Origin of the sequence: Streptomyces sp. NBC_01497 (assembly GCF_036250695.1) — a bacterium.
Classification (GTDB): Bacteria; Actinomycetota; Actinomycetes; order Streptomycetales; family Streptomycetaceae; genus Streptomyces.
The window spans coordinates 6,833,160-6,859,412 of the sequence record NZ_CP109427.1 but is presented as its reverse complement, the minus strand read 5'-3'; the positions used below and the strand labels follow the sequence as shown (position 1 = coordinate 6,859,412).

Annotated in this window: 24 protein-coding genes; 1 reads left to right on the top strand and 23 read right to left on the bottom strand. The window is 72.0% G+C overall.

What is annotated here, in order from left to right:
• Positions 1-19 precede the first annotated feature (19 nt).
• The 13 genes from metK to pyrR all read right to left on the bottom strand — a co-directional run bounded on the left by metK (position 20) and on the right by pyrR (position 14,588).
• Positions 20-1,243 (bottom strand): methionine adenosyltransferase, encoded by a 1,224-nt coding sequence (gene metK, locus OG310_RS29050; RefSeq protein WP_329458802.1) that lies wholly within the window; start codon positions 1,241-1,243, stop codon positions 20-22.
• A 283-nt stretch (positions 1,244-1,526) separates the two neighbouring features.
• Positions 1,527-2,735 (bottom strand): bifunctional phosphopantothenoylcysteine decarboxylase/phosphopantothenate--cysteine ligase CoaBC, encoded by a 1,209-nt coding sequence (gene coaBC / locus OG310_RS29045; protein WP_329460449.1) that lies wholly within the window; start codon positions 2,733-2,735, stop codon positions 1,527-1,529.
• 142 nt (positions 2,736-2,877) lie between these two features.
• Positions 2,878-3,150, bottom strand: coding sequence for a DNA-directed RNA polymerase subunit omega (gene rpoZ, locus OG310_RS29040; RefSeq protein ID WP_225015046.1), 273 nt, complete (start codon positions 3,148-3,150; stop codon positions 2,878-2,880).
• A gap of 128 nt (positions 3,151-3,278) precedes the next feature.
• Positions 3,279-3,842 carry a guanylate kinase gene (gene gmk, locus OG310_RS29035; RefSeq protein ID WP_329458801.1) on the bottom strand — a complete coding sequence of 188 codons (564 nt, stop codon included), beginning with the start codon at positions 3,840-3,842 and terminating at the stop codon, positions 3,279-3,281.
• Positions 3,843-3,880: 38 nt separating this feature from the next.
• Positions 3,881-4,204 carry an integration host factor gene (locus OG310_RS29030; RefSeq protein WP_329458800.1) on the bottom strand — a complete coding sequence of 108 codons (324 nt, stop codon included), beginning with the start codon at positions 4,202-4,204 and terminating at the stop codon, positions 3,881-3,883.
• A gap of 220 nt (positions 4,205-4,424) precedes the next feature.
• A complete protein-coding gene (pyrF, locus tag OG310_RS29025) occupies positions 4,425-5,282 on the bottom strand; it encodes an orotidine-5'-phosphate decarboxylase (protein ID WP_329458799.1) in 858 nt (285 codons plus the stop codon).
• Positions 5,279-6,388, bottom strand: coding sequence for a quinone-dependent dihydroorotate dehydrogenase (locus tag OG310_RS29020; RefSeq protein WP_329458798.1), 1,110 nt, complete (start codon positions 6,386-6,388; stop codon positions 5,279-5,281). The genes pyrF and OG310_RS29020 overlap by 4 nt, the downstream gene beginning before the upstream one ends.
• 8 nt (positions 6,389-6,396) lie before the next feature.
• Positions 6,397-9,717 carry a carbamoyl-phosphate synthase large subunit gene (gene carB, locus OG310_RS29015; RefSeq protein WP_329458797.1) on the bottom strand — a complete coding sequence of 1,107 codons (3,321 nt, stop codon included), beginning with the start codon at positions 9,715-9,717 and terminating at the stop codon, positions 6,397-6,399.
• On the bottom strand, positions 9,710-10,858 hold the full coding sequence (gene carA / locus OG310_RS29010) for a glutamine-hydrolyzing carbamoyl-phosphate synthase small subunit (RefSeq protein ID WP_329458796.1): 1,149 nt from the start codon (positions 10,856-10,858) through the stop codon (positions 9,710-9,712). Before carA ends, carB begins: the two co-directional genes overlap by 8 nt.
• On the bottom strand, positions 10,855-11,535 hold the full coding sequence (locus tag OG310_RS29005) for a PH-like domain-containing protein (protein ID WP_329458795.1): 681 nt from the start codon (positions 11,533-11,535) through the stop codon (positions 10,855-10,857). The genes carA and OG310_RS29005 overlap by 4 nt, the downstream gene beginning before the upstream one ends.
• Positions 11,532-12,824: a dihydroorotase gene (locus OG310_RS29000; RefSeq protein WP_329458794.1), complete on the bottom strand. Its 1,293-nt coding sequence runs from the start codon at positions 12,822-12,824 to the stop codon at positions 11,532-11,534. The genes OG310_RS29005 and OG310_RS29000 overlap by 4 nt, the downstream gene beginning before the upstream one ends.
• Positions 12,821-13,870 (bottom strand): aspartate carbamoyltransferase catalytic subunit, encoded by a 1,050-nt coding sequence (locus OG310_RS28995; protein ID WP_329458793.1) that lies wholly within the window; start codon positions 13,868-13,870, stop codon positions 12,821-12,823. Before OG310_RS28995 ends, OG310_RS29000 begins: the two co-directional genes overlap by 4 nt.
• 127 nt (positions 13,871-13,997) lie before the next feature.
• The gene (gene pyrR / locus OG310_RS28990; protein WP_329460448.1) at positions 13,998-14,588 is read right to left on the bottom strand and encodes a bifunctional pyr operon transcriptional regulator/uracil phosphoribosyltransferase PyrR; all 591 of its coding nucleotides are present in this window, start codon (positions 14,586-14,588) and stop codon (positions 13,998-14,000) included.
• Between the two features lie 206 nt (positions 14,589-14,794).
• Between pyrR and bldD the strand changes: the two genes are divergently transcribed.
• The gene (bldD, locus tag OG310_RS28985) at positions 14,795-15,295 is read left to right on the top strand and encodes a transcriptional regulator BldD (RefSeq protein WP_329458792.1); all 501 of its coding nucleotides are present in this window, start codon (positions 14,795-14,797) and stop codon (positions 15,293-15,295) included.
• A 639-nt stretch (positions 15,296-15,934) separates the two neighbouring features.
• Here bldD and nusB read toward each other — a convergent pair.
• From nusB to mltG, 10 genes are all read right to left on the bottom strand, one after another.
• Complete coding sequence (gene nusB / locus OG310_RS28980) at positions 15,935-16,363, bottom strand: transcription antitermination factor NusB (protein WP_329458791.1); 429 nt, start codon at positions 16,361-16,363, stop codon at positions 15,935-15,937.
• A 2-nt stretch (positions 16,364-16,365) separates the two neighbouring features.
• Positions 16,366-16,932, bottom strand: coding sequence for an elongation factor P (gene efp, locus OG310_RS28975; protein ID WP_329458790.1), 567 nt, complete (start codon positions 16,930-16,932; stop codon positions 16,366-16,368).
• Between the two features lie 73 nt (positions 16,933-17,005).
• Positions 17,006-18,121, bottom strand: a complete 1,116-nt coding sequence (locus tag OG310_RS28970; RefSeq protein WP_329458789.1) for an aminopeptidase P family protein — start codon at positions 18,119-18,121, stop codon at positions 17,006-17,008.
• A gap of 72 nt (positions 18,122-18,193) precedes the next feature.
• Complete coding sequence (locus OG310_RS28965) at positions 18,194-19,051, bottom strand: AAA family ATPase (protein ID WP_329460447.1); 858 nt, start codon at positions 19,049-19,051, stop codon at positions 18,194-18,196.
• A gap of 525 nt (positions 19,052-19,576) precedes the next feature.
• Positions 19,577-20,017 (bottom strand): type II 3-dehydroquinate dehydratase, encoded by a 441-nt coding sequence (aroQ, locus tag OG310_RS28960; protein WP_329458788.1) that lies wholly within the window; start codon positions 20,015-20,017, stop codon positions 19,577-19,579.
• Positions 20,014-21,117, bottom strand: coding sequence for a 3-dehydroquinate synthase (gene aroB, locus OG310_RS28955; protein WP_329458787.1), 1,104 nt, complete (start codon positions 21,115-21,117; stop codon positions 20,014-20,016). The genes aroQ and aroB overlap by 4 nt, the downstream gene beginning before the upstream one ends.
• Complete coding sequence (locus OG310_RS28950) at positions 21,114-21,599, bottom strand: shikimate kinase (RefSeq protein ID WP_329460446.1); 486 nt, start codon at positions 21,597-21,599, stop codon at positions 21,114-21,116. Before OG310_RS28950 ends, aroB begins: the two co-directional genes overlap by 4 nt.
• Positions 21,600-21,628: 29 nt before the next feature.
• Positions 21,629-22,813 (bottom strand): chorismate synthase, encoded by a 1,185-nt coding sequence (gene aroC, locus OG310_RS28945; RefSeq protein ID WP_329458786.1) that lies wholly within the window; start codon positions 22,811-22,813, stop codon positions 21,629-21,631.
• 435 nt (positions 22,814-23,248) lie between these two features.
• Complete coding sequence (locus OG310_RS28940; protein WP_329458785.1) at positions 23,249-24,118, bottom strand: shikimate dehydrogenase; 870 nt, start codon at positions 24,116-24,118, stop codon at positions 23,249-23,251.
• Positions 24,115-26,226, bottom strand: coding sequence for an endolytic transglycosylase MltG (gene mltG / locus OG310_RS28935; RefSeq protein WP_329458784.1), 2,112 nt, complete (start codon positions 26,224-26,226; stop codon positions 24,115-24,117). Before mltG ends, OG310_RS28940 begins: the two co-directional genes overlap by 4 nt.
• Between the last annotated feature and the right edge of the window lie 27 nt (positions 26,227-26,253).

Genomic DNA, 26,253 nt, shown 5'->3' with positions numbered 1-26,253 from the left:
TGCGTCGCGGAGGTGCGGGTCAGACGCCCGTGGCCTCGCGGAGCGCGTCGACGCGGTCCGTGCGCTCCCAGGTGAACTCGGGCAGCTCCCGGCCGAAGTGGCCGTAGGCGGCCGTCTTCGCGTAGATCGGGCGGAGCAGGTCGAGGTCGCGGATGATCGCGGCCGGACGCAGGTCGAAGACCTGGCCGATGGCCTTCTCGATCTTCTCGTGGTCGACGGTGGCAGTGCCGAACGTCTCCACGAAGAGACCCACCGGCTCGGCCTTGCCGATCGCGTACGCGACCTGGACCTCGCAGCGCGAGGCGAGGCCGGCCGCGACGACGTTCTTCGCGACCCAGCGCATCGCGTACGCGGCGGAGCGGTCGACCTTCGAGGGGTCCTTGCCCGAGAAGGCGCCGCCGCCGTGGCGGGCCATGCCGCCGTACGTGTCGATGATGATCTTGCGACCGGTCAGGCCGGCGTCACCCATCGGCCCGCCGATCTCGAAGCGGCCCGTCGGGTTGACCAGCAGGCGGTAGCCCTCGGTGTCCAGCTTGATGCCGTCCTCGGTGAGCTGCTGGAGCACGTGCTCCACGACGAACTCACGGATGTCGGGCGCGAGCAGCGAGTCCAGGTCGATGTCCGACGCGTGCTGCGAGGAGACGACGACCGTGTCGAGGCGGACGGCCTTGTCGCCGTCGTACTCGATGGTGACCTGGGTCTTGCCGTCGGGGCGCAGGTACGGGATGGTCCCGTTCTTGCGGACCTCCGAGAGCCGGCGGGAGAGCCGGTGCGCCAGGTAGATCGGCAGCGGCATCAGCTCGGGCGTCTCGTCGCAGGCGTAGCCGAACATGAGGCCCTGGTCGCCGGCGCCCTGCTTGTCGAGGTCGTCGACCTCTTCACCGTCGGCGGCACCGCCGACACGCTTCTCGTACGCCGTGTCGACGCCCTGGGCGATGTCGGGCGACTGGGCGCCGATGGAGACCGAGACTCCGCAGGACGCGCCGTCGAAGCCCTTCTTCGAGGAGTCGTAGCCGATCTCCAGGATCTTGTTGCGGACCAGCTGGGCGATCGGCGCGTACGCCTTCGTCGTCACCTCGCCGGCGACGTGGACGAGGCCCGTGGTGATCAGGGTCTCCACGGCGACACGGGAGGAGGGGTCCTCGGTCAGGAGTGCGTCGAGGATGGTGTCGCTGATCTGGTCAGCGATCTTGTCGGGGTGACCTTCGGTCACGGACTCCGAGGTGAACAGGCGGCGGGACACATCGCTCCCTGGGGTTGCAGCGGCTGCTGACTGATCAGCTGATCATTAACGGCTGGAGCACGGCTGGAGGCTGCTCCCGGCCATACTCTCGCGCCAGTTTATCGGTCGCCCCACGTCGGGAGTCCAGGCATCTCGCTCCGTGGGCGCGGTGTGGTCCGTCTTACCCCGACACGGAACGCCCCAGGAAGGGCTTATCACCACTTTTGCCGGATTTTTTGCCGTCCCCTGCGATCGGCGTGCCGTCCACGCCTCGGGATGACCGCCCAGGATTCGGACAGAACTGTCATGACCTGCGCAACCGTGGCACCACCAGGTCCCAGACCGTGTCCGCGAGCGCCTCCTTCGGGCCGTACGGCACCGGCGTCTCGCCGCCGTCGGCCGCGAGGACCACGGCCTCGTTCTCCTCCGCGCCGAACGTCTTGTGCGCGCCCACCTCGTTGACGACGAGCAGGTCGCACCCCTTGCGCAGCAGCTTCTTCCGGCCGTTCGCCAGGACGTCGTCCGTCTCGGCGGCGAAGCCGACGACCACCTGGCCCGGCAGGGGACGCTCGGCGGCGAGCTGCGCCAGGATGTCCGGGTTGCGCACCAGCGACAGCGGTGCGGGCTCGGCGTCGTCCTTCTTCTTGATCTTGCCCTGCGCGTAGTCGGCGGGGCGGAAGTCGGCGACGGCCGCCGCCATGACCACCGCGTCCGCGTCGGAGGCCGCCTTCACAGCGGCGTCCCGCAGCTCCAGGGCCGTACCGACGTGGACGACGTCCGCACCCGCGGGGTCGGCCATGCCCGTGTTGGCCTCGATGAGGGTCACCCGCGCGCCGCGCGCCACGGCCGTCCTCGCGAGGGCGAAGCCCTGCTTGCCCGAGGAGCGGTTGCCGAGGAAGCGGACCGGGTCGAGGGGTTCGCGCGTGCCGCCCGCACTGATCACCACATGGCAGCCCGTGAGGTCGGGCGCCAGGACGCCGCGCGCCAGCGCCCTCCGGCAGACCTCGAAGATCTCGCCGGGGTCCGGCAGCCTGCCCTTGCCGGTGTCGACGCCGGTGAGCCGGCCGACGGCGGGCTCGACCACCACGGCGCCACGGCGCCGCAGCGTGGCCACGTTCTCCTGGGTGGCCGGGTGTTCCCACATCTCGGTGTGCATGGCGGGCGCGAACACCACCGGGCAGCGCGCGGTCAGCAGGGTGTTGGTGAGCAGGTCGTCGGCCAGCCCGTGCGCCGCCCTGGCCAGGACGTCGGCTGTCGCCGGTGCGACGACGACGAGGTCGGCCGCCTTGCCGATCCGCACGTGCGGCACCTCGTGCACATCCGTCCAGACCTCCGTGGACACCGGCCGGCCGGACAGCGCGGACCAGGTGGCCTCGCCGACGAAGTGCAGCGCCGACGCCGTCGGGACCACCGTCACGTCGTGCCCTGACTCGGTGAGCCTGCGCAGCAGCTCGCACGCCTTGTACGCGGCGATCCCGCCGGCCACTCCCAGAACGACCTTCGGCCTGTCCACCATGGTCCTGCTCCCGGCTCCGTGGGGGACGGTCCGCCCGTACCCGCTGCTCCCATGACACACCACAGGCCCGGCAGTCGTCTGCCGGGCCTGTGGACAACGCGTCGATCATATGACCGACCCGCGTGAGCGTCCCGCGATGCTACTGGGCCGGGGTCTCGATGGCCTCGGAGGTCAGCAGCCCCGCGTTGATCTCGCGCAGGGCGATCGAGAGGGGCTTCTCGTGCACGTGGGTGTCCACGAGCGGACCCACGTACTCCAGCAGACCTTCACCGAGCTGCGAGTAGTACGCGTTGATCTGGCGCGCACGCTTCGCGGCGTAGATCACCAGGCTGTACTTGGAGTCCGTGGCTTCGAGCAGCTCATCGATCGGCGGGTTGATGATGCCCTCGGGCGGGGTCATGGAAGAGGACACTCTCTGGCCTTCCGAAGATTGAACAGGGATTCAGGAATTCAGGAGCCGTGGAACGCCGCTCCTGACGGATCGGGACGAACCGTCGGGCCGACGCCACCGATCGGGCGAGCCGATCGAGAAGTCCTGAATCAAGACACTTCCATCAAGGCTAGCAGCTCACGCGCCACGTCCTCGACGGAGGTGTTGACCAGGGTGGTGTCGAACTCGGACTCGGCGGCGAGCTCCACCTTCGCGGCGGCCAGCCGGCGCTCGATCACATCGGCCGGTTCCGTGCCCCGCCCGGTCAGCCTGCGCACCAGTTCGTCCCAGTCCGGCGGGGCCAGGAAGACCAGACGGGAGTCCGTCATCGACGTCTTGACCTGACGGGCCCCCTGGAGGTCGATCTCCAGCAGTACGGGCTCACCCGCGTCGAGCCGGTCGAGGACCGCGGTGCGGGGCGTTCCGTACCGGTGCCCGGCGAACTCCGCCCACTCCAGCAGTTCCCCGTTGGCGACGAGCTTGTCGAACTCGTCGTCCGTCACGAAGAAGTACTGGACGCCGTGACGCTCACCGGGACGCGGCTTCCTTGTCGTGGCCGACACCGAGAGCCATACCCGGGGATGAGCCTTGCGCATATGCGCGACGACCGTGCTCTTGCCGACCCCGGAGGGTCCGGAGAGCACGGTCAGTCGCTGACGTGCCTCTGCTGCCATGCAGCGATTATCCAGCTTCCCGGGCGTGCCCGGAAACGTCAGGCCGCGGTGGAGCCGAACTCACGTTCAAGGGAGGCGATCTGGTTCGAGCCGAGACCGCGTACACGGCGGCTCTCGGAGATGCCGAGACGCTCCATGATCTGCTTGGCGCGGACCTTGCCGACGCCGGGCAGGGACTCCAGCAGTGCGGAGACCTTCATCTTGCCGATGACGTCGTTCTCCTGGCCCTGCTTGATGACGTCATGCAGGGACGCACCGGAGTGCTTGAGTCGATTCTTGACCTCGGCCCGCTCCTTGCGAGCCGCGGCGGCCTTGTCGAGCGCGGCTTTGCGCTGTTCAGGGGTAAGGGGCGGAAGAGCCACGCCTACGTCACCTCGGATGTCGAACTGTCGGATACGGACCGGTGAGGAGACTTCCGCCCCCACACCAGGCGAGCAACGGGCAATGTCCCGCTCGTTGGCTCTGGTGGGGAGACTATCGGCCTGGGCCGCCGGAGTCAGCGAGAACAGATGAAAAGTCCCTGGTCAGCATCGCCCGACCGGTGTATTTCCGGCATTTTGCACCTCTTTTCGACTCCAGGCTTTACCTGAACCTCTCATTCCGGTGGCCCACAGCCGCTCTCACCTCGTCGGAGAACCGCTCCGCGGCCTCCCCGAGAGCCGCCGCACCGGGTCCGTGACGCAGGATCGCGCGGCTCACGCTCGGCACGACGTCGCCCACCGAGGCTCCGAAGACCGCCGGGAGGTCCGCGGGCGTGGCGCCCTGCGCGCCGATCCCGGGGGCGAGCAGCGGCCCGTTCACGGCGAGGTCCGCGCCCGCGTCGCCGAGGGTCGCGCCGACGACCGCGCCGACGGAGCCCAGCGGCTCGGCTCCCGCGTTCTCCGCCGCGATGTGGTCCAGCATCACCTGGGCCAGTGAGCGGCCGCCCGCGGCCGTCGCCCGCTGCACCTCGGCGCCCTCCGGGTTCGACGTCAGCGCGAGGACGAAGACACCGCAGCCGCTCGCGGCGGCGGCGTCGAGGGCGGGCCGCAGCGAACCGAAGCCCAGGTACGGGGAGACCGTCACGGCGTCGGAGAACAGCGGGGAGCCCGGGTCCAGGTAGGTCGCGGCGTAGGCGGCCATGGTGGAGCCGATGTCGCCGCGCTTGGCGTCCATCAGGACCAGCGCGCCCGCCGCGCGCGCGTCGGCGACGGTGCGCTCCAGGACCGCGACACCCTTCGACCCGAACCGCTCGAAGAACGCCGACTGCGGCTTGAGCACCGCGACCCGCCCGGCGAGGGCCTCCACCGTCGTGCGGGCGAACCGCTCCAGCCCCGCGACGTCGTCGTCCAGGCCCCACGCGGAGAGCAGCGAGGCGTGCGGGTCGATGCCGACGCAGAGCGGCCCGCGGGTGTCCATGGCACGCCGCAGGCGTGCCCCGAAGGCCTCGGCGGGGCTCACGCGGCCACCTTCCTGACATTGGCGCCGACGGCGTCGGCGAGTGTCGCGTGGGGGCTCGCCGACAGGCGCGCGGCCAGCCCCTTGTGGATTGCACACGCCCAGAAGGGCCCCTGGTAGATGAAGGCGCTGTAGCCCTGGACGAGGGTGGCGCCGGCGAGGATCCGCTGCCAGGCGTCCTCGGCGTTCTCCACGCCGCCGACGCCCACCAGGGTGATCCGGTCCCCCACGCGTGCGTACAGGCGCCTCAGGACCTCCAGGGACCGTTCCTTGAGCGGCGCTCCGGACAGGCCGCCGGTCTCGCCGGTCAGCGTGGCAGGCGACGCGAGGCCGAGAGCATCGCGCGCGATGGTGGTGTTGGTGGCGATGATCCCGTCGAGGCCGAGTTCGACGGCGAGGTCGGCGACCGCGTCGACGTCCTCGTCCGCGAGATCGGGCGCGATCTTCACCAGCAGCGGCACCCGCCGCCCGGGCACGGCGGCGTCGGCCGCCTCCCTGACGGCGCTCAGCAGCGGCCGCAGGTGGCCGACGGCCTGGAGGTCGCGCAGCCCCGGCGTGTTCGGGGAGCTGACGTTGACGACCAGGTAGTCGGCGTGCGGCGCGAGCCGCCCGGCCGAGGCGACGTAGTCGTCGACGGCCTCGGACTCGGGCGCGGCCTTCGTCTTGCCGATGTTGACACCGACGACCGTACGGAAGACCTCCCGGCGGGCGCCGAGGCGGCCGGCGACCGCCACGGATCCGTCGTTGTTGAACCCCATGCGGTTGATCAGGGCCCGGTCGGGCACCAGCCGGAACAGCCGCGTCCGCGGATTTCCCGGCTGGGGCCGCGCGGTGACGGTCCCGATCTCGACATGGTCGAAGCCGAGCATCGCCATGCCGTCGATCGCGACGGCGTTCTTGTCGAAGCCCGCCGCCAGACCGAAGGGGCCGTGCATCCGCAGCCCGAAGGCCTCGGTGCGCAGCTCCTCGTGGCGGGGCGCGAGGGTGGCCGCCACGTACGTACGCAGCACGGGCACGCGCGCGGCGAGCCTGATCCACCCGAACGCCATGTGGTGGGCCCGTTCGGCGTCCATGCGCCGAAAGACGAGCCGGAAGAGGAGGGCGTACATGAGGCGCCTCAGTCCTTCCTGGCGGCGATCAGGCGCTCGGCGTGCTCCTGGAGGGAGCGGACGCCGACGCCGCCGTGGTTGAGCGCGTCGATGCCCTGGACGGCCGCGGCGAGTGCCTGCACGGTCGTCAGGCAGGGGACGGCGCGCGCGACCGCCGCCGTACGGATGTCGTAGCCGTCGAGCCGGCCGCCGGTGCCGTACGGGGTGTTGACGATGAGGTCGACGTCCCCGGCGTGGATCAGCTGGACGATGGTCGGCTCGCCGTCCGGGCCCTCGCCCTCGCTCTGCTTTCGCACCACGGTGGCGTTGATGCCGTTGCGCTTGAGCACCTCCGCGGTGCCGGAGGTGGCCAGCAGCTCGAAACCGTGGGCGACCAGCTCGCGCGCCGGGAAGATCATCGAGCGCTTGTCGCGGTTGGCCACGGAGATGAAGGCACGCCCCTTGGTGGGCAGCGGGCCGTACGCCCCGGCCTGCGACTTCGCGTACGCCGTACCGAAGACGGAGTCGATGCCCATGACCTCGCCGGTCGAGCGCATCTCCGGGCCGAGGATCGTGTCGACGCCCCGGCCGTGGATGTCGCGGAAGCGCGACCACGGCATGACCGCCTCCTTGACGGAGATCGGCGCGTCCAGCGGCAGGTCGCCGCCGTCGCCGGCGCGCGGCAGCAGCCCCTCGGCGCGCAGCTCGGCGACGGTCGCGCCGAGCGAGATGCGGGCCGCGGCCTTGGCGAGCGGCACGGCCGTCGCCTTGGAGGTGAACGGCACCGTGCGGGACGCGCGGGGGTTCGCCTCCAGCACGTAGAGGATGTCCCCGGCCAGCGCGAACTGGATGTTGATCAGACCGCGCACGCCGACGCCGCGCGCGATGGCCTCGGTGGAGGCGCGCAGCCGCTTGATGTCGTAGCCGCCCAGCGTGATCGGCGGCAGGGCGCAGGCGGAGTCGCCGGAGTGGATGCCGGCTTCCTCGATGTGCTCCATCACGCCGCCGAGGTAGAGCTCGGTGCCGTCGTAGAGGGCGTCCACGTCGATCTCGATGGCGTCGTCGAGGAAGCGGTCGACGAGGACCGGCCGGGTGGGGCTGATCTCGGTGGACTCCTCGATGTACGAGGCGAGCCGCGTCTCGTCGTAGACGATCTCCATGCCGCGCCCGCCGAGCACGTACGACGGCCGCACGAGGACCGGGTAGCCGATCTCGTCGGCGATCGCCTTGGCGCCGGGGAACGACGTGGCGGTGCCGTGCTTGGGCGCCGGCAGTCCGGCCTCCGCGAGGACGCGGCCGAAGGCGCCGCGGTCCTCGGCGAGGTGGATGGCCTCGGGCGAGGTGCCGACGACGGGCACGCCGTTGTCCTTGAGTGCCTGCGCGAGACCGAGCGGGGTCTGGCCGCCGAGCTGCACGATGACGCCCGCGATCGGGCCCGCCTGGCTCTCGGCGTGCACGATCTCCAGGACGTCCTCCAGGGTGAGCGGCTCGAAGTAGAGCCGGTCGGAGGTGTCGTAGTCGGTGGAGACGGTCTCGGGGTTGCAGTTGACCATGACGGTCTCGTATCCGGCGTCGTGCAGGGCGAACGACGCGTGGACGCAGGAGTAGTCGAACTCGATGCCCTGGCCGATGCGGTTGGGCCCGGACCCGAGGATGATCACCGCGGGCTTCTCGCGGGGGGCGACCTCGCTCTCCTCGTCGTAGGAGGAGTAGAAGTACGGCGTCTTCGCGGCGAACTCGGCGGCGCAGGTGTCGACCGTCTTGTAGACCGGACGGACGCCGAGGGCGTGCCGGACCTCGCGTACGACGTCCTCACGCAGCCCGCGGATGCCGGCGATCTGGGCGTCGGAGAACCCGTGCCGCTTGACCTCGGCGAGCAGGGCCGGGGTGAGGTCCGGGGCCTGCGCGATCCCGTCGGCGAGCTCCTTGATCAGGAACAGCTGGTCCACGAACCACGGGTCGATCCGCGTCGCGTCGAAGACCTCCTCCTGCGTGGCGCCCGCCGAGATGGCCCGCATGACGGTGTTGATGCGGCCGTCGGTGGGGATGGCCGCGGTCCGCAGCAGGGCGGCCTTGTCGCCGTGCGCGGCCGGCCCGCCGGTGAAGTCGAACTGGCTGCCGGTCTTCTCCAGCGAGCGCAGCGCCTTCTGCAGGGCCTCGGTGAAGTTGCGGCCGATCGCCATGGCCTCGCCGACCGACTTCATGGTCGTGGTGAGGGAGGAGTCGGCGGCCGGGAACTTCTCGAAGGCGAACCGGGGCACCTTGACGACGACATAGTCGAGCGTCGGCTCGAAGGAGGCCGGCGTCTTCTCGGTGATGTCGTTGGGGATCTCGTCGAGGGTGTAGCCGACGGCGAGCCGGGCAGCGATCTTCGCGATCGGGAAGCCCGTCGCCTTGGAGGCGAGTGCGGACGACCGGGAGACGCGCGGGTTCATCTCGATGACGATGACCCGGCCGTCCTCGGGGTTGACCGCGAACTGGATGTTGCAGCCGCCCGTGTCGACGCCGACCTCGCGGATCACGGCGATGCTGATGTCGCGGAGGGTCTGGTACTCCCGGTCGGTCAGGGTCATGGCGGGGGCGACGGTGATCGAGTCGCCGGTGTGCACGCCCATCGGGTCGAAGTTCTCGATGGAGCAGACGACCACGACGTTGTCGTTGCGGTCGCGCATCAGCTCCAGTTCGTACTCCTTCCAGCCGAGGATGGACTCCTCCAGGAGCACCTCGGTGGTCGGCGAGAGCATCAGTCCCTGCCCCGCGATGCGGCGCAGTTCCTCCTCGGTGTGCGCGAAGCCGGAGCCCGCGCCGCCCATCGTGAAGGAGGGGCGCACGACGACGGGGTAGCCGCCGAGCTCGTCGACTCCGCCGAGGACGTCGTCCATCGTGTGGCAGATCACGGACCGGGCGGACTCGCCGTGCCCGATCTTGTCGCGCACGGCCGCGACGACGCCCTTGAAGAGGTCGCGGTCCTCGCCCTTGTTGATCGCCTCGACGTTGGCGCCGATCAGCTCGACGCCGTACTTGTCGAGGGTGCCGGCCGAGTGCAGCGAGATCGCGGTGTTGAGCGCGGTCTGGCCGCCGAGGGTCGCGAGCAGCGCGTCCGGACGCTCCTTCGCGATGATCTTCTCGACGAACTCGGGGGTGATCGGCTCGACGTACGTGGCGTCGGCGATCTCCGGGTCGGTCATGATCGTCGCCGGGTTCGAGTTCACGAGGATGACCCGCAGGCCCTCGGCGCGCAGCACGCGGCACGCCTGGGTGCCGGAGTAGTCGAACTCAGCGGCCTGGCCGATGACGATCGGTCCCGATCCGATGACCAGGACGGACTGGATATCGGTGCGCTTAGGCACGCTGGTCCTCCATGAGCTTGGTGAAGCGGTCGAACAGGTACGCGGCGTCGTGCGGGCCCGCGGCGGCCTCGGGGTGGTACTGGACACTGAAGACCGGCCGGTCCACCAGGCGCAGGCCCTCGACGACGTCGTCGTTGAGGCAGACGTGGGTGACCTCGGCCGGCCCATAGGGCGTCTCGGTGACCCGGTCGAGCGGCGCGTCCACGGCGAAGCCGTGGTTGTGCGCGGTCACCTCGACCTTGCCGGTCGTGCGGTCCTGCACGGGCTGGTTGATGCCGCGGTGCCCGTACTTGAGCTTGTAGGTGCCGAAGCCGAGCGCCCGTCCGAGCAGCTGGTTGCCGAAGCAGATCCCGAACAGCGGGGTACCGCGCTCCAGGACTCCGCGCACGACGCCCAGGTCGGCGGTGGCCGGGTCGCCGGGGCCGTTGGCGAGGAAGACGCCGTCCGGGTTCACCGCGTAGACCTGCTCCAGGCTCGCGGCGGCCGGCAGGACGTGCACCTCGATGCCCCGCTCGGCCATGCGCTGCGGGGTCATGCCCTTGATGCCGAGGTCGAGCGCCGCGACGGTGAACTTCTTCCTCCCGATCGCGGGCACGACGTAGGCCTCCTCGGTGGTGACCTCGGCGGACAGGTCCGCGCCGGTCATCTCGGGGGCCTGCCGCACGCGCTCCAGGAGTGCGTCCTCGCCGGCCAGCGCGTCGCCGGAGAAGATGCCGACGCGCATCGCGCCGCGCTCGCGCAGGTGGCGGGTGAGGGCGCGGGTGTCGACGCCGCTGATGCCCACGACTCCCTGCTCCACGAGTTCGTCGTCGAGGGTGCGGCGGGAGCGCCAGTTCGACGGGACGCGCGCGGGGTCGCGTACGACGTAGCCGGAGACCCAGATCCTGCGCGACTCGCGGTCCTCGTCGTTCACACCGGTGTTGCCGATGTGCGGGGCCGTCATGACGACGACCTGACGGTGGTACGAGGGATCGGTCAGGGTCTCCTGGTAGCCGGACATTCCGGTGGAGAACACGGCCTCGCCGAAGGTCTCCCCCACTGCCCCGTAGGCGCGGCCGCGGAAAACGCGGCCGTCCTCCAGGACGAGTACGGCGGGGGACGCCTGGCTGAGGGCGGTTCCCCGGGTGGACGAGGGGGTCATCGTGCGGGGCCTTCCGTTGTGGCGGTCTGTGCGGTCTGTGCGGTGGTGGCGTGCGCCGGTGGGACGGACCTCGCCGTCCCGTCGGCGGTACCGGGGGCGGCGGCCCGCTCGGGCGGGCGCGCGGCGTTGATGGCGGTGACCCAGGCGGCGTGCTGCGCCGAGCGGTCGGAGCGGAAGCCGGAGTCGAGCAGCCTGTCGCCGTGTTCCCAGGTCACGATCAGCAGGCCGCCCTCCGCGAGCACCTTGCCCGCGATGCCCTTGTCGAGCCGGGCCTCGCGGAGCCGGCCCGCCGGTACGAAGAAGTCGTTCGCCCCGGGCCGTACGACTTCGAGGCCCGCGTCCGTGAGGGTCAGCTCGACGCGGCTGCGGGCGCCGAGGCCGTGGGCCACGATGCGGTCGAGCCACTGCCCCGCGGTGGTCGAGCCGTGGTAGCGGCCGCTCATGGTCAGTTTGACGGTGCCCTGCCGCTCCGGCACGGCTGGCAGTTCCGGTACGTCCGACTGGAGATTGCCGCGCCATTTCCAGCCCTGGCGCATCAGCCAGTACACGAGCGCGATGAGGATCGCCAGCCCGACGAGCCAGCCGATGCGGCCGCTCCAGTCCGTCACGGGCGCCGAGTGCTTGCCCTCGGCGAGCCGGGCGGTGGGCAGGAGGGCGGAGAGGTGCGCAGAAGTCATGCGAGATTCCCGTCGGTGACCGTGGCCTTGCCCCGCAGGAAGGTGTGGGTGACACGCCCCGGCAGCTCGCGGCCCGCGTAGGGGCTGTTGCGGCTGCGGGAGGCGAAGTCCGCGGGGTCCACCGCACCACGGTATGCCGGGTCGACGAGCACGAGGTTCGCGGGCTCGCCCGCGGCCGGCGGGCGGCCGTGACCGGCGAGCCGGCCGATGGCGGCCGGACGGAACGACATCCGGTCGGCGACGCCCGCCCAGTCGATCAGGCCGGTGTCGACCATGGTCTCCTGCACCACGGACAGGGCCGTCTCCAGTCCGACCATGCCCATGGCGGCCGCGGCCCACTCGCAGTCCTTGTCCTCGTGCGGGTGCGGCGCGTGGTCGGTGGCGACGCAGTCGATCGTGCCGTCGGCCAGCGCCTCGCGCAGCGCCATCACGTCGGCGTCGGTGCGCAGCGGCGGATTGACCTTGTAGACCGGGTCGTACGAGCGGACCAGCTCGTCGGTCAGCAGCAGGTGGTGCGGGGTCACCTCGGCGGTGACGTTCCAGCCCTTGGACTTCGCCCAGCGCACGATCTCCACGGAGCCCGCGGTGGACAGGTGGCAGATGTGCACGCGGGAGCCGACGTGCGCGGCCAGCAGCACGTCCCGGGCGATGATCGACTCCTCGGCGACGGCGGGCCAGCCGCCGAGTCCCAGTTCCGAGGAGACGACCCCCTCGTTCATCTGGGCGCCCTCGGTCAGCCGGGGCTCCTGCGCATGCTGGGCGACGACGCCGTCGAAGGCCTTCACGTACTCCAGGGCGCGCCGCATGATCACGGCGTCGTCGACGCACTTGCCGTCGTCGGAGAAGACGCGGACCTGCGCGGCCGAGTCGTGCATGGCGCCGAGTTCGGCCAGCTGCTTGCCCTCCAGGCCGACGGTGACGGCGCCGATGGGCTGGACGTCGCAGTAGCCGGAGGCCTGCCCGAGCCGCCAGACCTGCTCGACCACGCCCGCGGTGTCGGCGACGGGGAAGGTGTTGGCCATGGCGTGCACGGCGGTGAAGCCGCCCCTGGCGGCGGCCCTGGTGCCGGTGAGGACCGTCTCGGAGTCCTCGCGGCCCGGCTCGCGCAGGTGGGTGTGGAGGTCGACGAGGCCGGGCAGCAGGACCTGGCCCTCGCCCTCCACGACGGTGGCGCCTGCGGCGTCGAGGTCCGTGCCGACCTGGCTGATCGTTTCGCCCTCGATCAGGACGTCCGCCGGTCGGCCGCCGAGTACCCGGGCACCGCGGATAAGGATCTTGTTCTTGCTCACTTGCTCTCCTCGGTGACGCCGGTGGACGTCGTGACGGTGTCGGTGGCGCTCGGTCGGGGCTGGGCCACGGCCGGTTCGTTGCCTCCGAGCAGCAGGTACAGGACGGCCATGCGGATGGAGACGCCGTTCGCGACCTGCTCGACGATGGTGGCGCGCGGCGAGTCCGCGACCTCGGCGGTGATCTCCATGCCCCGGTTCATCGGCCCGGGGTGCATCACGAGGGCGCCGTCCGGCATGCGGTTCATCCGGTCGGCGTCCAGGCCGTAGCGGCGGGAGTACTCGCGCTCGGTGGGGAAGAACGCCGCGTTCATGCGCTCGCGCTGCACGCGCAGCATCATCACGGCGTCCGTCCCGGGCAGTGCCTCGTCCAGGTCGTAGGAGACCTCGCACGGCCAGGCGCCGACGCCCACCGGCACCAGGGTGGGCGGGGCAACCAGGGTGACGTGCGCCCCGAGCGTGTGCAGCAGCAGGACGTTGGAGCGGGCGACGCGGCTGTGCAGGACGTCGCCGACGATCGTGACGCGCACGCCGTCGAGGTCCCTGCCGAGGCCGGCGTCGGCGCCGACGATCCTGCGGCGCAGTGTGAAGGCGTCCAGCAGGGCCTGGGTGGGGTGCTCGTGGGTGCCGTCGCCCGCGTTGACGACGGCGCCGTCGATCCAGCCCGACGTGGCGAGCCGGTAGGGGGCCCCGGAGGCGCTGTGCCGGATGACGACGGCGTCGGCGCCCATCGCCTCCAGGGTGAGGGCCGTGTCCTTCAGGGACTCGCCCTTGGACACGGACGAGCCCTTGGCGGAGAAGTTGATGACGTCGGCGGACAGCCGCTTGGCCGCCACCTCGAAGGACGTCCTCGTCCGCGTGGAGTCCTCGAAGAAGAGGTTCACCACCGTCCGTCCCCGCAGGGTGGGCAGCTTCTTGATGGGCCGGTCCGCGACCCGTGCCATCTCCTCGGCGGTGTCGAGGATCAGGACGGCGTCGTCGCGGGAGAGGTCGGCGGCGGAGATCAGGTGGCCTGGTGTCCGGGGGTTCGCCCCGGGGAGACGCAGCATCTCGGTGTGCTCCGGTGGGTCTGGTGCGTGAACGCGCGCGGGCGCGCGCTCGCGGCCGTGGCAGGTCAGGACGGGCGGGGTCCGGGTGCGCGCCCCGAGGGGCGCGCGACGGGCCCGTGGAGGGCCGCTAGCGCTCGCCGGACGCGGGCTGCTTGACGCCGAGCAGTACGGTGTCGCGCCCGTCCATCTCGCTGAGCTGGACCTTGACGGTCTCCCTGAGGGAGGTCGGGAGGTTCTTGCCCACGTAGTCGGCGCGGATCGGCAGCTCGCGGTGGCCGCGGTCCACGAGGACCGCGAGCTGGACCGCGCGCGGGCGGCCGATGTCCCCGAGCGCGTCGAGCGCCGCGCGGATCGTACGGCCCGAGAACAGGACGTCGTCCACGAGGACGACCAGCCTGCCGTCGACGCCGTCCCCGGGGATCTCCGTGCGGGCCAGGGCCCGCGCGGGCCGCATCCGCAGGTCGTCCCGGTACATCGTGATGTCGAGCGAACCGACGGGGACCACCCTGCCGGTGATCTCCTGAAGCTTCGCCGCGACCCTGCGGGCGAGGAAGACACCGCGGGTGGGAATGCCGAGCACCGTCACATCGTCCGCGCCCCTGGCGCGCTCCACGATCTCGTGGGCGATGCGGGTGAGCACCCGCGCGATGTCGGGTGCTTCCAGGACGGGCCGTGCGGCGCCGGCGCCGGAGAGATTTTCCGTGCTGTCTGCATCCATGGAACTCATGGAAAACGGACCTCCTTCTCCGCCTCACAGGACGGACGTTAAAGGACGTCATGATTGCGCCATGCATCCTACCAGTGGCGGACCCGCGACCCCCGGGGGACCCTCGGGAGTATCCGGTACGGACCATCCGGCTTGACGCATCAGGGTAACGCTGCGTAACCTTACAGTGAGTTACGAGACTTCGTCCGGGGAGCCATATGTCCAGCGAATACGCAAAACAGCTCGGGACCAAACTCCGGGCCATCCGCACCCAGCAGGGCCTGTCACTCCACGGTGTGGAGGAGAAGTCCCAAGGGCGTTGGAAGGCCGTGGTGGTCGGTTCCTACGAGCGCGGTGACCGCGCCGTGACGGTGCAGCGCCTCGCCGAGCTCGCTGATTTCTACGGCGTCCCGGTCCAGGAGCTGCTTCCCGGCACGACCCCCGGCGGGGCTGCCGAGCCGCCGCCGAAGCTGGTCCTGGACCTGGAGCGGCTGGCCCATGTGCCGGCGGAGAAGGCCGGGCCCCTCCAGCGCTACGCGGCGACGATCCAGAGCCAGCGCGGGGACTACAACGGCAAGGTGCTGTCGATCCGCCAGGACGACCTGCGCACGCTGGCCGTGATCTACGACCAGTCGCCCTCGGTCCTCACCGAGCAGCTCATCAACTGGGGCGTCCTCGGCGCCGACGCCAGGCGAGCGGTGGCGCACGAGGAGGGCTGACAGCCCGGATCCCTCGGGGACAAAAGCAGCAGAAACGTCACGTCCTGAGGGGCGAGCACCCTTCGGGGAAGCTCGCCCCTCGGCATATGCGCAACGTGATTGCCTACGAGCGACGGCCGAGCCCCGCCTCCGCTCGGCGGGCCCGGGGCCCCGCCACCGCTCTCGGACGGCCGTACGACGGTTTCCGGACACGGGGCCGCCCCCGCGGGCGCCCGACGGCCCCGCGGGCCCCTGGGCCGCGGCAGAGCCCCGCACGGGCCGGCCGGTGGGGCGGTGAGCCCCCAAGGTCCTGACAGCGACCGTGGCATGCCACGGTCCGCGCCACGGGCGGGGCTCGGCGCGCCACGGCATCGCACTGGATCGCACGGCAGGCACCGTGGCGGGGATCACAGCCCGCGGCAGCCCGTCACAGGTGTCACCCATCCGTATCGCGGCGCCCGTGGCGGGCCGCCCCGGGCCGCCGGACGGCGTCGGGACGCACGGCGGCCCGTGGCGGGGACGTCGTCTCGGACGTCCTGTCCACCACGGGCCGAGGGGCCGCACAGGCGTGTCACACGCTTCCCTGCCGGGCCACCGGGCCCGTTGGGGCGTACGGACGCCCCGTCCGCGCGATGGGACGGAGCGGGGCAGGCCGGGCCGTCAGGAGCGGCGCAGGCTCGGCTTGAGGTCCTTGAAGCGGCCGAGCAGGCCGTTGACGAAGGACGGCGACTCGTCGGTCGAGAACTCCTTCGCGAGCTGCACCGCCTCGTCGATCGCCACCGCGTCCGGCGTCCCGTCGACCCAGACCAGCTCGTACGCGGCGAGACGGACGATGTTGCGGTCCACGACCGGCATGCGGTCGAGCGTCCAGCCCACCGCGTAGGTCGAGATCAGATCGTCGATACGGGTCGCCTGTCCGGCGTAACCCTCGACGAGCTCCATCGTGAACTCCGTCACCGGAGGCTGACGGTCGTCGGTCCTGGCGTGCCGGATCCAGTCAGCCATGACCGTGCCGACGGACTCGCCGCGCTGGTCGGCCTCGAAGAGGATCTGGAACGCGCGCTTCCGGGCGTTGTTGCGAGCGGCCACGGTTAGCTGTTCACCCGGCCGAGGTACTCGCCCGAACGCGTGTCGACCTTGATCTTCTCGCCGGTCGAGATGAACAGCGGAACGCCGATCTCGTAGCCGGTCTCCAGCTTCGCCGGCTTGGTGCCGCCGGTGGAGCGGTCGCCCTGGACACCCGGGTCGGTGTGCTCGATGACCAGCTCGACCGCTGCGGGCAGTTCGACGTACAGCGGGCTGCCCTCGTACATCGCGACCGTGCCCTCGAAGCCTTCCAGCAGGAAGTTCGCGACGTCGCCGACGACCTCCCGGCTGACGTGGATCTGGTCGTAGGTCCCCATGTCCATGAAGACGAAGTACTCGCCGTCCATGTAGGAGAACTGCATGTCGCGGCGGTCGACGACAGCGGTCTCGACCTTCACGCCGGCGTTGAAGGTCTTGTCGACCACCTTGCCGGACAGCACGTTCTTGAGCTTGGTGCGCACGAAGGCCGGGCCCTTGCCGGGCTTCACGTGCTGGAACTCGACGACGGACCAGAGCTGGTTCCCGTCGAGCTTGAGCACCAAACCGTTCTTGAGGTCGTTGGTGGATGCCACGGTTGCGGATCTCCTGGACTGAAGCAGGTGGGACCACGGGTGCGCTGCTCCCCAGGCCCCGTGCGAGCAGGTCCTAGAGCGCGAGCAGCTCCTTGGTCGTGATGGTGAGTAGCTCGGGTCCGCCGTCCGCCTCGGGGCGGACGACGAGCGTGTCATCGATCCGGACGCCGCCCCGGCCCGGGAGGTGCACTCCAGGTCCGACGGTGACCGGCACGCAGGCGTCCAGTTTACCCATGGACGCGGGTGCCAACTGCGGCTCCTCCACGATTTCGAGCCCCACACCGTGCCCTGTGCACGGGTCCAGTCCCTCCGCGTGGCCCGCGGCGACCAGCCGCTGCCGCACCGTGCGGTCGACGTCGCGGCAGCCGACGCCGGGCAGCAGCCCCTCCCGGCCGGCCCGCTGGGCCGCGAAGACCAGCTCGTACAGGTCGATCTGCCAGTCCGCGGGGGACGTCCCGATGACAAACGTACGCGCGACACTACACCGGTAGCCGCGGTACTCGGCGCCCAGGCTGACGGTCAGGAAATCGCCCTCCTCGACCCTGCGGTCGCTCGGCCGGTGGGCCCGGCGCCCCGAGTGCGGACCGGTGGCGACGGAGGTCGGGAAGGCCCGTCCGTCCGCGCCGTGGTCGACGAGCCGGCGCTCCAGCTCCAGGGCGAGATGCCGTTCGGTGCGGCCGACGAGGATCGATTCGAGCAGTTCGCCGAGGGCCTGATCGGCGATCTCGGCGGCGATCCGCAGCCGGGAGATCTCCTCCTCGTCCTTGACCACGCGCAGCTGCTCGACGGCGCCCGCCAGGTCGGTGAGCCGCAGTTCCGGTACGGCGGCGGCCAGCTCCCGGTGCCGCGAGACGGTCAGGTGGTCCTCCTCCACCGCGAGCGAGCCCGCGCCTGCCTCGCGCCCGGCACCCGAGAGGAGGCGGGCCGCGGCGACAGCCGGATCGCCCGCCTCCTCGCAGACGACGGCGCGCAGTCCTTCGTCCACCCGTCCGGGCGCGGTGTCCTCGGCAGACGCCCGGGGACACAGCAGCACGTCCTGACCCGGCGCGAGCAGCAGGACGGCGCCGGGCGGCGCCCCGCCGGCGAGGTAACGCACGTTGGCGTGGCCGCAGACCAGGGCCGCGGCGCCGTGTGAGGCGCCGTACCTCTCGCGCAGCCGGGTACGACGGCCCGCGTACACCTCTGACATGGTCCGAGCGTAAGAGGACGGGCCCCGTCCGGCCGGTCGAGCGCGTCCGACCGGGGACGGGGCGCCCCGCGCCTACCAGGCGGGCGGGCTCGCGACGGACTGGGCCAGGACCTCGTCCAGGACCCGCGCCGTGGTCGGCACGTCCAATGCGCTGTTGTCGATGATCGGCAGACCGGAGCCGTACCAGCCGGCCATCCGGCCGTGGATTCCGGCGACCTCCTCGTCGGACAGCCGCCGGTTACCCTCGCGCTTCGCGTTGCGCTCCAGCACCACTTCGAGGCCCGGCAGCAGGACGACGGGCAGCAGGCCGGGGCCTACGTGCCGCTTCCAGCCGCCGAGGCCGATGACGGGGCGGTCGGGGAAGACGGCGTCGTCCAGGATGCAGGAGATGCCGTTCGCGAGGAAGTTGCGCGCGGCGAAGCCGCAGGTGCGGCGGGCGAGCCGGTATTGGGCCTCCGAGTGCTCGTTCCAGCCGCTCTGCGGGTCGGCGAAGCCCGAACACACCCATTCGCGCACGTCGTCGAGGCTGATGTGAGCGGTCGGCACCCGGCGGGTGCGCGCCCAGTGCCGGGCCACGGTGGTCTTGCCCGCGCCCGCGGGGCCGATCAGCAGGACGGCGAGCGTGGCCGCCCCCGTACCGCCCTCGGGCGCGAAGGGCACCGGCATGGGGACGGGCCCGCCGGGCGGCAGGGCGACATGTCCGGTGGAATCGGGCCGTACCGGTGCCTGCGGGACGGCGGCGGCCGGACGGGCGCCCACCGGGGCCGGCCGGCGGGGCGCGGGGGCGGCGGGCGCCCCGGGCGGGAGGGGCGGGACACCGGTCTGCGGAGTGTGGGACCGGGGGGGACCGGCGGGGGGAAGGCCGGGCCCCGGCGGAGCGGACGGTGGCGTGACGGACGGGGGCAGACCTGGGCCGACGAGCCCGGGCAGCGGACCGGCGCCCGGAACCGCGGGCTGCGGCACGCCCGCGCCAGGAACTCCCGCCCGCGGCAGGCCGGAAGCAGGGATGCCGGGCCGGTACCCGCCCGGACCGGCGGCTCCGGGCGGTGGCGGAGCAGAGCCGGGGACCCCGGCCTGCGGCACCTCAAGGCCGGGGACCCCCGCCTGGGGCGCACCCGGAACCGCGGCCGCGGCCCGCGGCATACCGGGAAGCGCGGCGTCCCCGGCCCGGAGCGGCGGCGCGGGCGGGGACGCCGGCGGGTCCTGGAGGGCGAAGCCGTCGTCCTCCTCGGGCGCCGCGCCGTCGTCGGCGGGGATCCGTCCGGTGGGATCCGGCGCCGGAGCGGGGCTCCCACCGGGTGGCGGCGCGGCGGGCGGGGCCCAGACCGGGAGGTGCCAGTCGTCGTCCTCGGAGGCACCCATCGCGTCCTGCATCTCCTGCCACTCCGTCTCGTACGACCGGCGTGTTGCCTACTGAACGGTACCGCCCCCGGCACCCGGGCCGGTGGGCGGCTGTCAGCCCGTCAGTTCCTCGGCGAGGGCCCGCAGCGCGAGCCGGTACGAGCCGATGCCGAAGCCCGCGATCGTGCCGCTCGCGACCGACGCCACCACGGAGTTGTGCCGGAACTCCTCGCGGGCGTGCGGGTTGGAGATGTGCACCTCGATGAGCGGGGCGGTGCGCTGCGCCATCGCGTCCCGCATGCCGTACGAGTAGTGCGTGAACGCGCCGGGGTTGACGACCACGGGAAGGCTGCCGTCGGCCGCCTCGTGCAGCCAGCGGATCATCTCGCCCTCGTCGTTCGTCTCGCGCACCTCGACGTCGAACCCCAGCTCCTTGCCGAAGGTCTCGCACGTCGCGACCAGGCCCGCGTACGTCGTCGCACCGTAGATGTCCGGCTCGCGCGAGCCGAGGCGGCCGAGGTTCGGGCCGTTGAGCACGAGCACGCGCCGGCTCACGCCGAGACCTCCCCGTACGCGGCGACCAGGAACGCCGGGTCGGGCCCCTCCAGCACCGAGGGCTTGCCGAGCCCGTCGAGGACGATGAAGCGCAGCAGGTCACCGCGTGACTTCTTGTCGACCCTCATCGTCTCCAGCAGCTTGGGCCACTGGTCGCCCCGGTAGGTGAGCGGGAGACCGACCGAGCCGAGGACGGCCTTGTGGCGGTCGGCCGTCGCGTCGTCGAGCCGGCCCGCGACCCGGCCCAGTTCGGCGGCGAAGACCATGCCCACGGAGACCGCGGCGCCGTGCCGCCACTTGTAGCGCTCGTTCTTCTCGATGGCGTGGGCCAGCGTGTGGCCGTAGTTGAGGATCTCCCGGAGACCGGACTCCTTGAGGTCGCTGGAGACGACCTCGGCCTTCACCCGGATCGACCGCTCGATCAGCTCCGCCGTGTGCGGGCCGCCGGGGCTCCTCGCGCCCTCGGGGTCGGACTCCACGAGGTCGAGGATGGCGGGGTCGGCGATGAAGCCCGCCTTGATGATCTCGGCCATGCCGCTGACGTAGTCGTGGGTGCCGAGGGAGTCCAGGGCCGCGAGGTCGCACAGCACCCCGGTGGGCGGGTGGAAGGCGCCCACGAGGTTCTTGCCCTCGGCGGTGTTGATGCCCGTCTTGCCGCCGACCGCCGCGTCGACCATGCCGAGCACGGTCGTCGGCACCGCGATCCAGCGCACCCCGCGCAGCCAGGTCGCCGCGACGAACCCGGCGAGGTCCGTGGTGGCGCCGCCGCCGACACCGACGATGACGTCGGTGCGGGTGAAGCCGCTCTGCCCGAGCGCCTTCCAGCAGTACGCGGCGACCTCGGCGGTCTTCGCCTCCTCGGCGTTGGGCACCTGGACGGCGATGGCCTCGTACCCCTGTTCGGCGAGGTCGCCGCGCAGCGCCTCGCCCGTCTCGGCCAGCGCCTCGGGGTGGATCACGGCGACGCGCTTGGCCCGGCCGACGAGCGCGGGCAGCTCGCCCAGCAGCCGGTGGCCGACCAGCACCTCGTAGGGGTCCGTGCCGGCGGTGCCGGCGACCTGGATGCGGGTGACCGGGTGCTCCGCTGTCTGCTCCGTCATGCCTTCCTCAGTTCCAGTGCGTCCAGTACGGCGTCGGCGACCTCTTCGGGGGTGCGCTCGTCGGTGGCCACGACCACCCGGGCGACCTCCGTGTAGAGGTGGCGCCGCTCCTCCATGAGCTGCTTCCACTGCTGGCGGGGGTTGACGACCGTGAGCAGCGGACGAGCGGCGCTGAGGCCGGTGCGCCGCACGGCCTCCGTGACCTCCATCGTCAGGTAGGCGACGGGCAGCCCCCCGAGCAGTTCCCGCGTGCTCGCGTCGAGGACGGCGCCCCCGCCGAGCGACAGGACGCCGGTGTGCTCGGCGAGCGCCGCCCTGACCGCCGCGCTCTCCAGCGCCCGGAAGTGCGGCTCGCCGTCGTCCAGGAAGATGTCGGAGATCTCCTTGCCCTGGGAGGCGACGATGTCCGCGTCCGTGTCGCGGTAGGCCGCGTCGAGGCGCTGTGCGAGGAGTTCTCCCACGGTCGACTTGCCGACCCCCATCGGGCCGACCAGCACGATCCTGGGCCCGGTCACCGGATCGCCAGGTGTTCGAGGTACGACTCGACGTTGCGCCGGGTCTCCACGACGTTGTCCCCGCCGAACTTCTCCGCGACCGCGTCCGCCAGCACGAGGGCGACCATCGCCTCGGCGACGATCCCCGCCGCGGGCACCGCGCAGACATCGGAGCGCTGGTGGTGGGCCTTGGCGGGCTCGCCGGTGGCCACGTCGACGGTGGCCAGGGCGCGCGGCACGGTCGCGATGGGCTTCATCGCGGCCCGCACCCGCAGGAGTTCGCCCGTGCTGAGGCCGCCCTCGGTGCCACCGGAGCGGCCGGAGGCGCGCCTGATGCCCTCGTCCGTCACCAGGATCTCGTCGTGGGCCTGCGAGCCCGGCACACGCGCCAGCTCGAACCCGTCGCCCAGCTCGACGCCCTTGATCGCCTGGATGCTCATGAGTGCTCCGGCGAGGCGCGCGTCCAGCTTGCGGTCCGCGTGGACGTGCGAGCCGAGGCCGACCGGCACGCCGTACGCGAGGACCTCCACGACGCCGCCCAGGGTGTCGCCGTCCTGGTGGGCCTGGTCGATCTCCGCGACCATCGCCTTGCTCGTGTCCGCGTCGAGGCAGCGCACCGGATCCGCGTCCAGCCGCTCCACGTCCGACGGCTTCGGCAGGAGCCCGCGGGGCGCCTTGGCCGAGGCCAGCTCCACGACGTGGGAGACGATCTCGATGCCGGCCGTCGCCTTCAGGTACGAGCGGGCGATCGCGCCGAGCGCGACGCGCGCGGCGGTCTCGCGGGCGCTCGCCCGTTCCAGGATGGGCCGCGCCTCGTCGAGGCCGTACTTCTGCATGCCCGCGAGGTCGGCGTGGCCGGGCCTGGGCCGGGTCAGCGGCGCGTTGCGCGCCAGTTCGGCGAGGACGGCCGGGTCGACCGGATCGGCCGCCATGACCTGCTCCCACTTCGGCCACTCGGTGTTGCCGATCATGACCGCGACGGGCGAGCCGAGGCTGAGGCCGTGCCGCACCCCGCCGAGGAAGGTCACCTCGTCGCGCTCGAACTTCATCCGCGCCCCGCGCCCGTACCCGAGGCGCCGACGGGCCAGGTGGTCCGCGACGGCGTCCGTGGTGATCGGGACGCCGGCGGGAAGTCCCTCCAGTGTCGCGACGAGTGCGGGGCCGTGCGACTCCCCCGCCGTCAGCCAGCGCAACCTGCTCAACGGTGCTCCTCATGTCCGCGCCTGGGAACTGCTGCGGCGGCCGGGCGTGGGGCCCGGCCCGCCGTGTCCCGATCCTCCCACGCCCGGGGTGGAGCCCCGGCCGCCGGTCCACAGGACGGACGACTCCTGCGATCGTCGTACCGGACCGGGACCGGCCACCCGCGGGGGTCCGGCGGCCGGGCCGGACCGTACGCGCGCTGTGTCCTACGGAACCCCGGCCGTACGCGCGCTGCCGCGGCCCCCGGCCGTACGCGCGCTGCGTCCTACGGAACCCCGGCCGTACGCGCGCTGTGTCTTACGGAACCCTGGCCGTACGCGCGCTGCCGCGGCGCCCGACCGTACGCGCGCTGCGTCCCGCCGCACCCCGGCCGTGCCGGCGCGCCCGGACCCGGCCGCGGGCCGCGCCCGGCGCCGCCGAAGGCCTCGCCCGCGGGCTTACACCCCCCGGGCCGCGAGGGCCCGCTCACCCGCCGCCCGCATCGCCGCCAGCGGCGCCTCGGGCAGTCCCGTCATCAGCCGGACCTGCAGGACGGCCTGGTGCACCAGCAGGTCGAGCCCGGAGACCACCTGCCCGCCCCGCGCCGACCAGGCCGCCGCGAGGCGCGTCGGCCAGGGGTCGTAGAGGACGTCGAACAGCACGCCGGGGCCGGGGGGCACCCGCTGCGCCAGCTCGTCCGTCGCCCCTGCGGGCGTCGTCGCGATCACCAGCTGCGCGTCGAACGCGTCGGCGGCTTTGGCCCACGGGGCCGTGCGGACGTCCACCCCGAGCCGCTCGCCCCAGCCGCGCATCTCGGCCGCGCGGGCCTCGCCGCGCACGTACGCGGTGACCGGTCCCGCGCACACGCTCGCCAGTGCGGCCAGCGCGGACGAGGCGGTGGCACCCGCGCCGAGGACGGCCGCCGACTCGACGGAGTCCACCCCCCGCTCCGCGAGGGCCGCCACCATGCCGGGAATATCGGTGTTGTCGCCCTTCGGGGAGAGCTTGGGACCGAACGTCACCGTGTTGACGGCCTCCACCGAGGCGGCCGTGTCACTGATCTCGTCGAGCAGGGGGATGACCGCGCGCTTCAGCGGCATGGTCAGCGAGAAGCCGGCCCACCCCGCGTCCCGCGCCGCGTCGGGCAGACGCGCGAAGAAGCCGGGCAGCGCGGCCTCGTCCACCTCGTGGCTCTCGTAGCGCCACTCGGTGAGGCCGAGTTCCGCGTACGCGGCACGGTGCAGCACCGGGGAGAGGGAGTGGCCGATCGGTGAGCCGAGGACACCCGCGAAGTGCGGCGCGTACAGGGTCCCGTCCTGCCGTGTCATCCGCCCAGACCCTTCTGCTTGTCGTTGAACTTCGTCTTGAGCTGCTGGAACTCGGCGTTCGTCTTGGCGAATTCCGTCTTGTTGTCGCCGTCGGTCGCCACGAAGTACAGCCAGCCGTCGTGCGTCGGGGCGATCGCCCCCGCGAGGGCGTCCTCGCCGGGGTTGCCGATGGGCCCGGGCGGCAGGCCCCGCTGCGTGTACGTGTTGTACGGGTCGTGGTTGCCGAGGACCTCGGCCTCGGTGATGTCGATGTGGCTCTGGCCCTTGAGGTAGTTGTACGTCGAGTCGAACTGGAGCTTCTGGTTCGTCTGCTGGTTGGTCGGCTTGAGCCGGTTGTAGATGACCTCCGCCATCTTGCGGAAGTCGTCGGGGGTCTTGCCCTCGGCCTGCACCATGCTCGCGACGGTGAGCAGCTGCCACGGGTTGTCGAGCCCCACCGACTTCGCCTTGGCCTCCAGCCCGTACTTGTCGTACTCGGCGTTCGCACGGGCGACCATGCCCTTCAGGACGTCCTCGGGCTTCGAGTTCGCCGCGACCGGGTAGCTCGCGGGGAAGAGGAAGCCTTCGAGCGGGTCCTTGATGTTCTTGCTGTCGTCGGCCCAGGCGGGCATGCCGAGCTTCTTCGCCTGCGCGAAGGCGACGGATCTGGTCGTGCCCGCCTTCAGCTTCAGCTGCTTGTCGATCGCCTTGTAGATGGTGGCGTCGCGGGTGCCCTCGGGGATGATCAGCGCGTTGCGGCTCTTCGGGCTCAGCATCAGCGCCACGGCGTTCGCGCCCGACATCTGCCGCTTCAGCGTGTAGACGCCGGCCTGGATGGTGTTGCCCTTGGGGTTGTGGTTCTGCGCGTCGACGAACGCGGCGGGACTCTTGACCACTCCGCTCTTCATCAGCAGCGTCGCGATGTCCGATCCGTTCGCCCCGTCCGGGACGGTGACCTGAACCGTCGACGTGCCGGCGCCCGTGTAGTCCGGTGGGGGGCCGAATCTGTGCTGGTAGAAGGTGTAGCCGAAGTATCCGAGGCCGCCGACGCCACCGATCAGCACCACGGTGACGACCAGGCAGGCCACCCCGCTGCGGCCCTTGCGCTTCTTGCTCTTGCCGCCGGGGCCGTCGCCGGTGTCCCGGTCGTCGTACTCGTCGTCGTCATCGTCGTCGCCCGACAGGTCGCCCGCGCCGCGCGCCGTGCGGTCCCGGCCCGGCAGGGGCGTGTCCGCACCGGTGAAGAAGGGATGCGTCTCCTCCGGCGGCTCCTCGTCCCACTCTGAGCGTTCCGGCTCCTGCTGGGCCGCCGGGGGCTGCTGGGCGGCGCGGGGCCTTTGGGGGGCGGGCGCCGGGGCGGGGCGGGATTCGGCGGGCGCGCCGGGGGCCTGCGCGTACCCGGCCTGCGGGTACGGGGTGCCGTAGCCGTCGCCCGGCGCGCCTGCCCCGGGGCCGCCCCCGTTCGCGTCGTCGGGGACGGGGCTCTGCCCGTCGTAGCCGGCGGGCTGCTGGTAGTTGACGGGCTGCTGCTGCCCCGTGTCCCAGCCGCCGCCGTAGTTCGGGTCGTACTGCGGCTGCTGCTGCGGCCGGCCCTGCTGGTAGGGGTCCTGGCCCTGCCCGGGGTAGCCGGGGTCCTGCGCGTACCCCTGCTGAGGGTGCTGCCCCGGCGGCTGCTGCTGCTCGTAGCCGGACGCGTAGCCCTGACCGGAGCCGTCGTACTGCTGGGGGACCTGGGGCTGCTGGCCGGGGTGTCCGGGCTGCTGCTGGTACTGCTGCGGGTACTGCCGGCCGGGATAGCCCTGCTGCGGGTACGACTGCTCCGGGTAGTGCTGCTGCGGGTACTGTCCGCCGTCGTATCCCTGCTGCTGGGGGTACTGCTCGCCGCCGTACCCCTGCTGGGCGCCCTGCCCGCCGTCGTATCCCTGCTGCTGGTACTGCTGCTGGTACGGGTCCTGGCCCGCCCCGTACGGCTCCTGCGGCTGGCCCTGCTGCCCGTACTGCTGTTGCGGCGCGCCGTCCTGGGCCGCCTGGCCGTCACCGGCCTGCTGCGCCCCCCACCCCTGGTCCCCGTACAGGGGATCCTCGGGGTGCCACGGTTCGGAGCCGGAGCCCCGGCCATAGTCGGTCATCGATCCCCAAAAGGCCGCGAGGGGCGG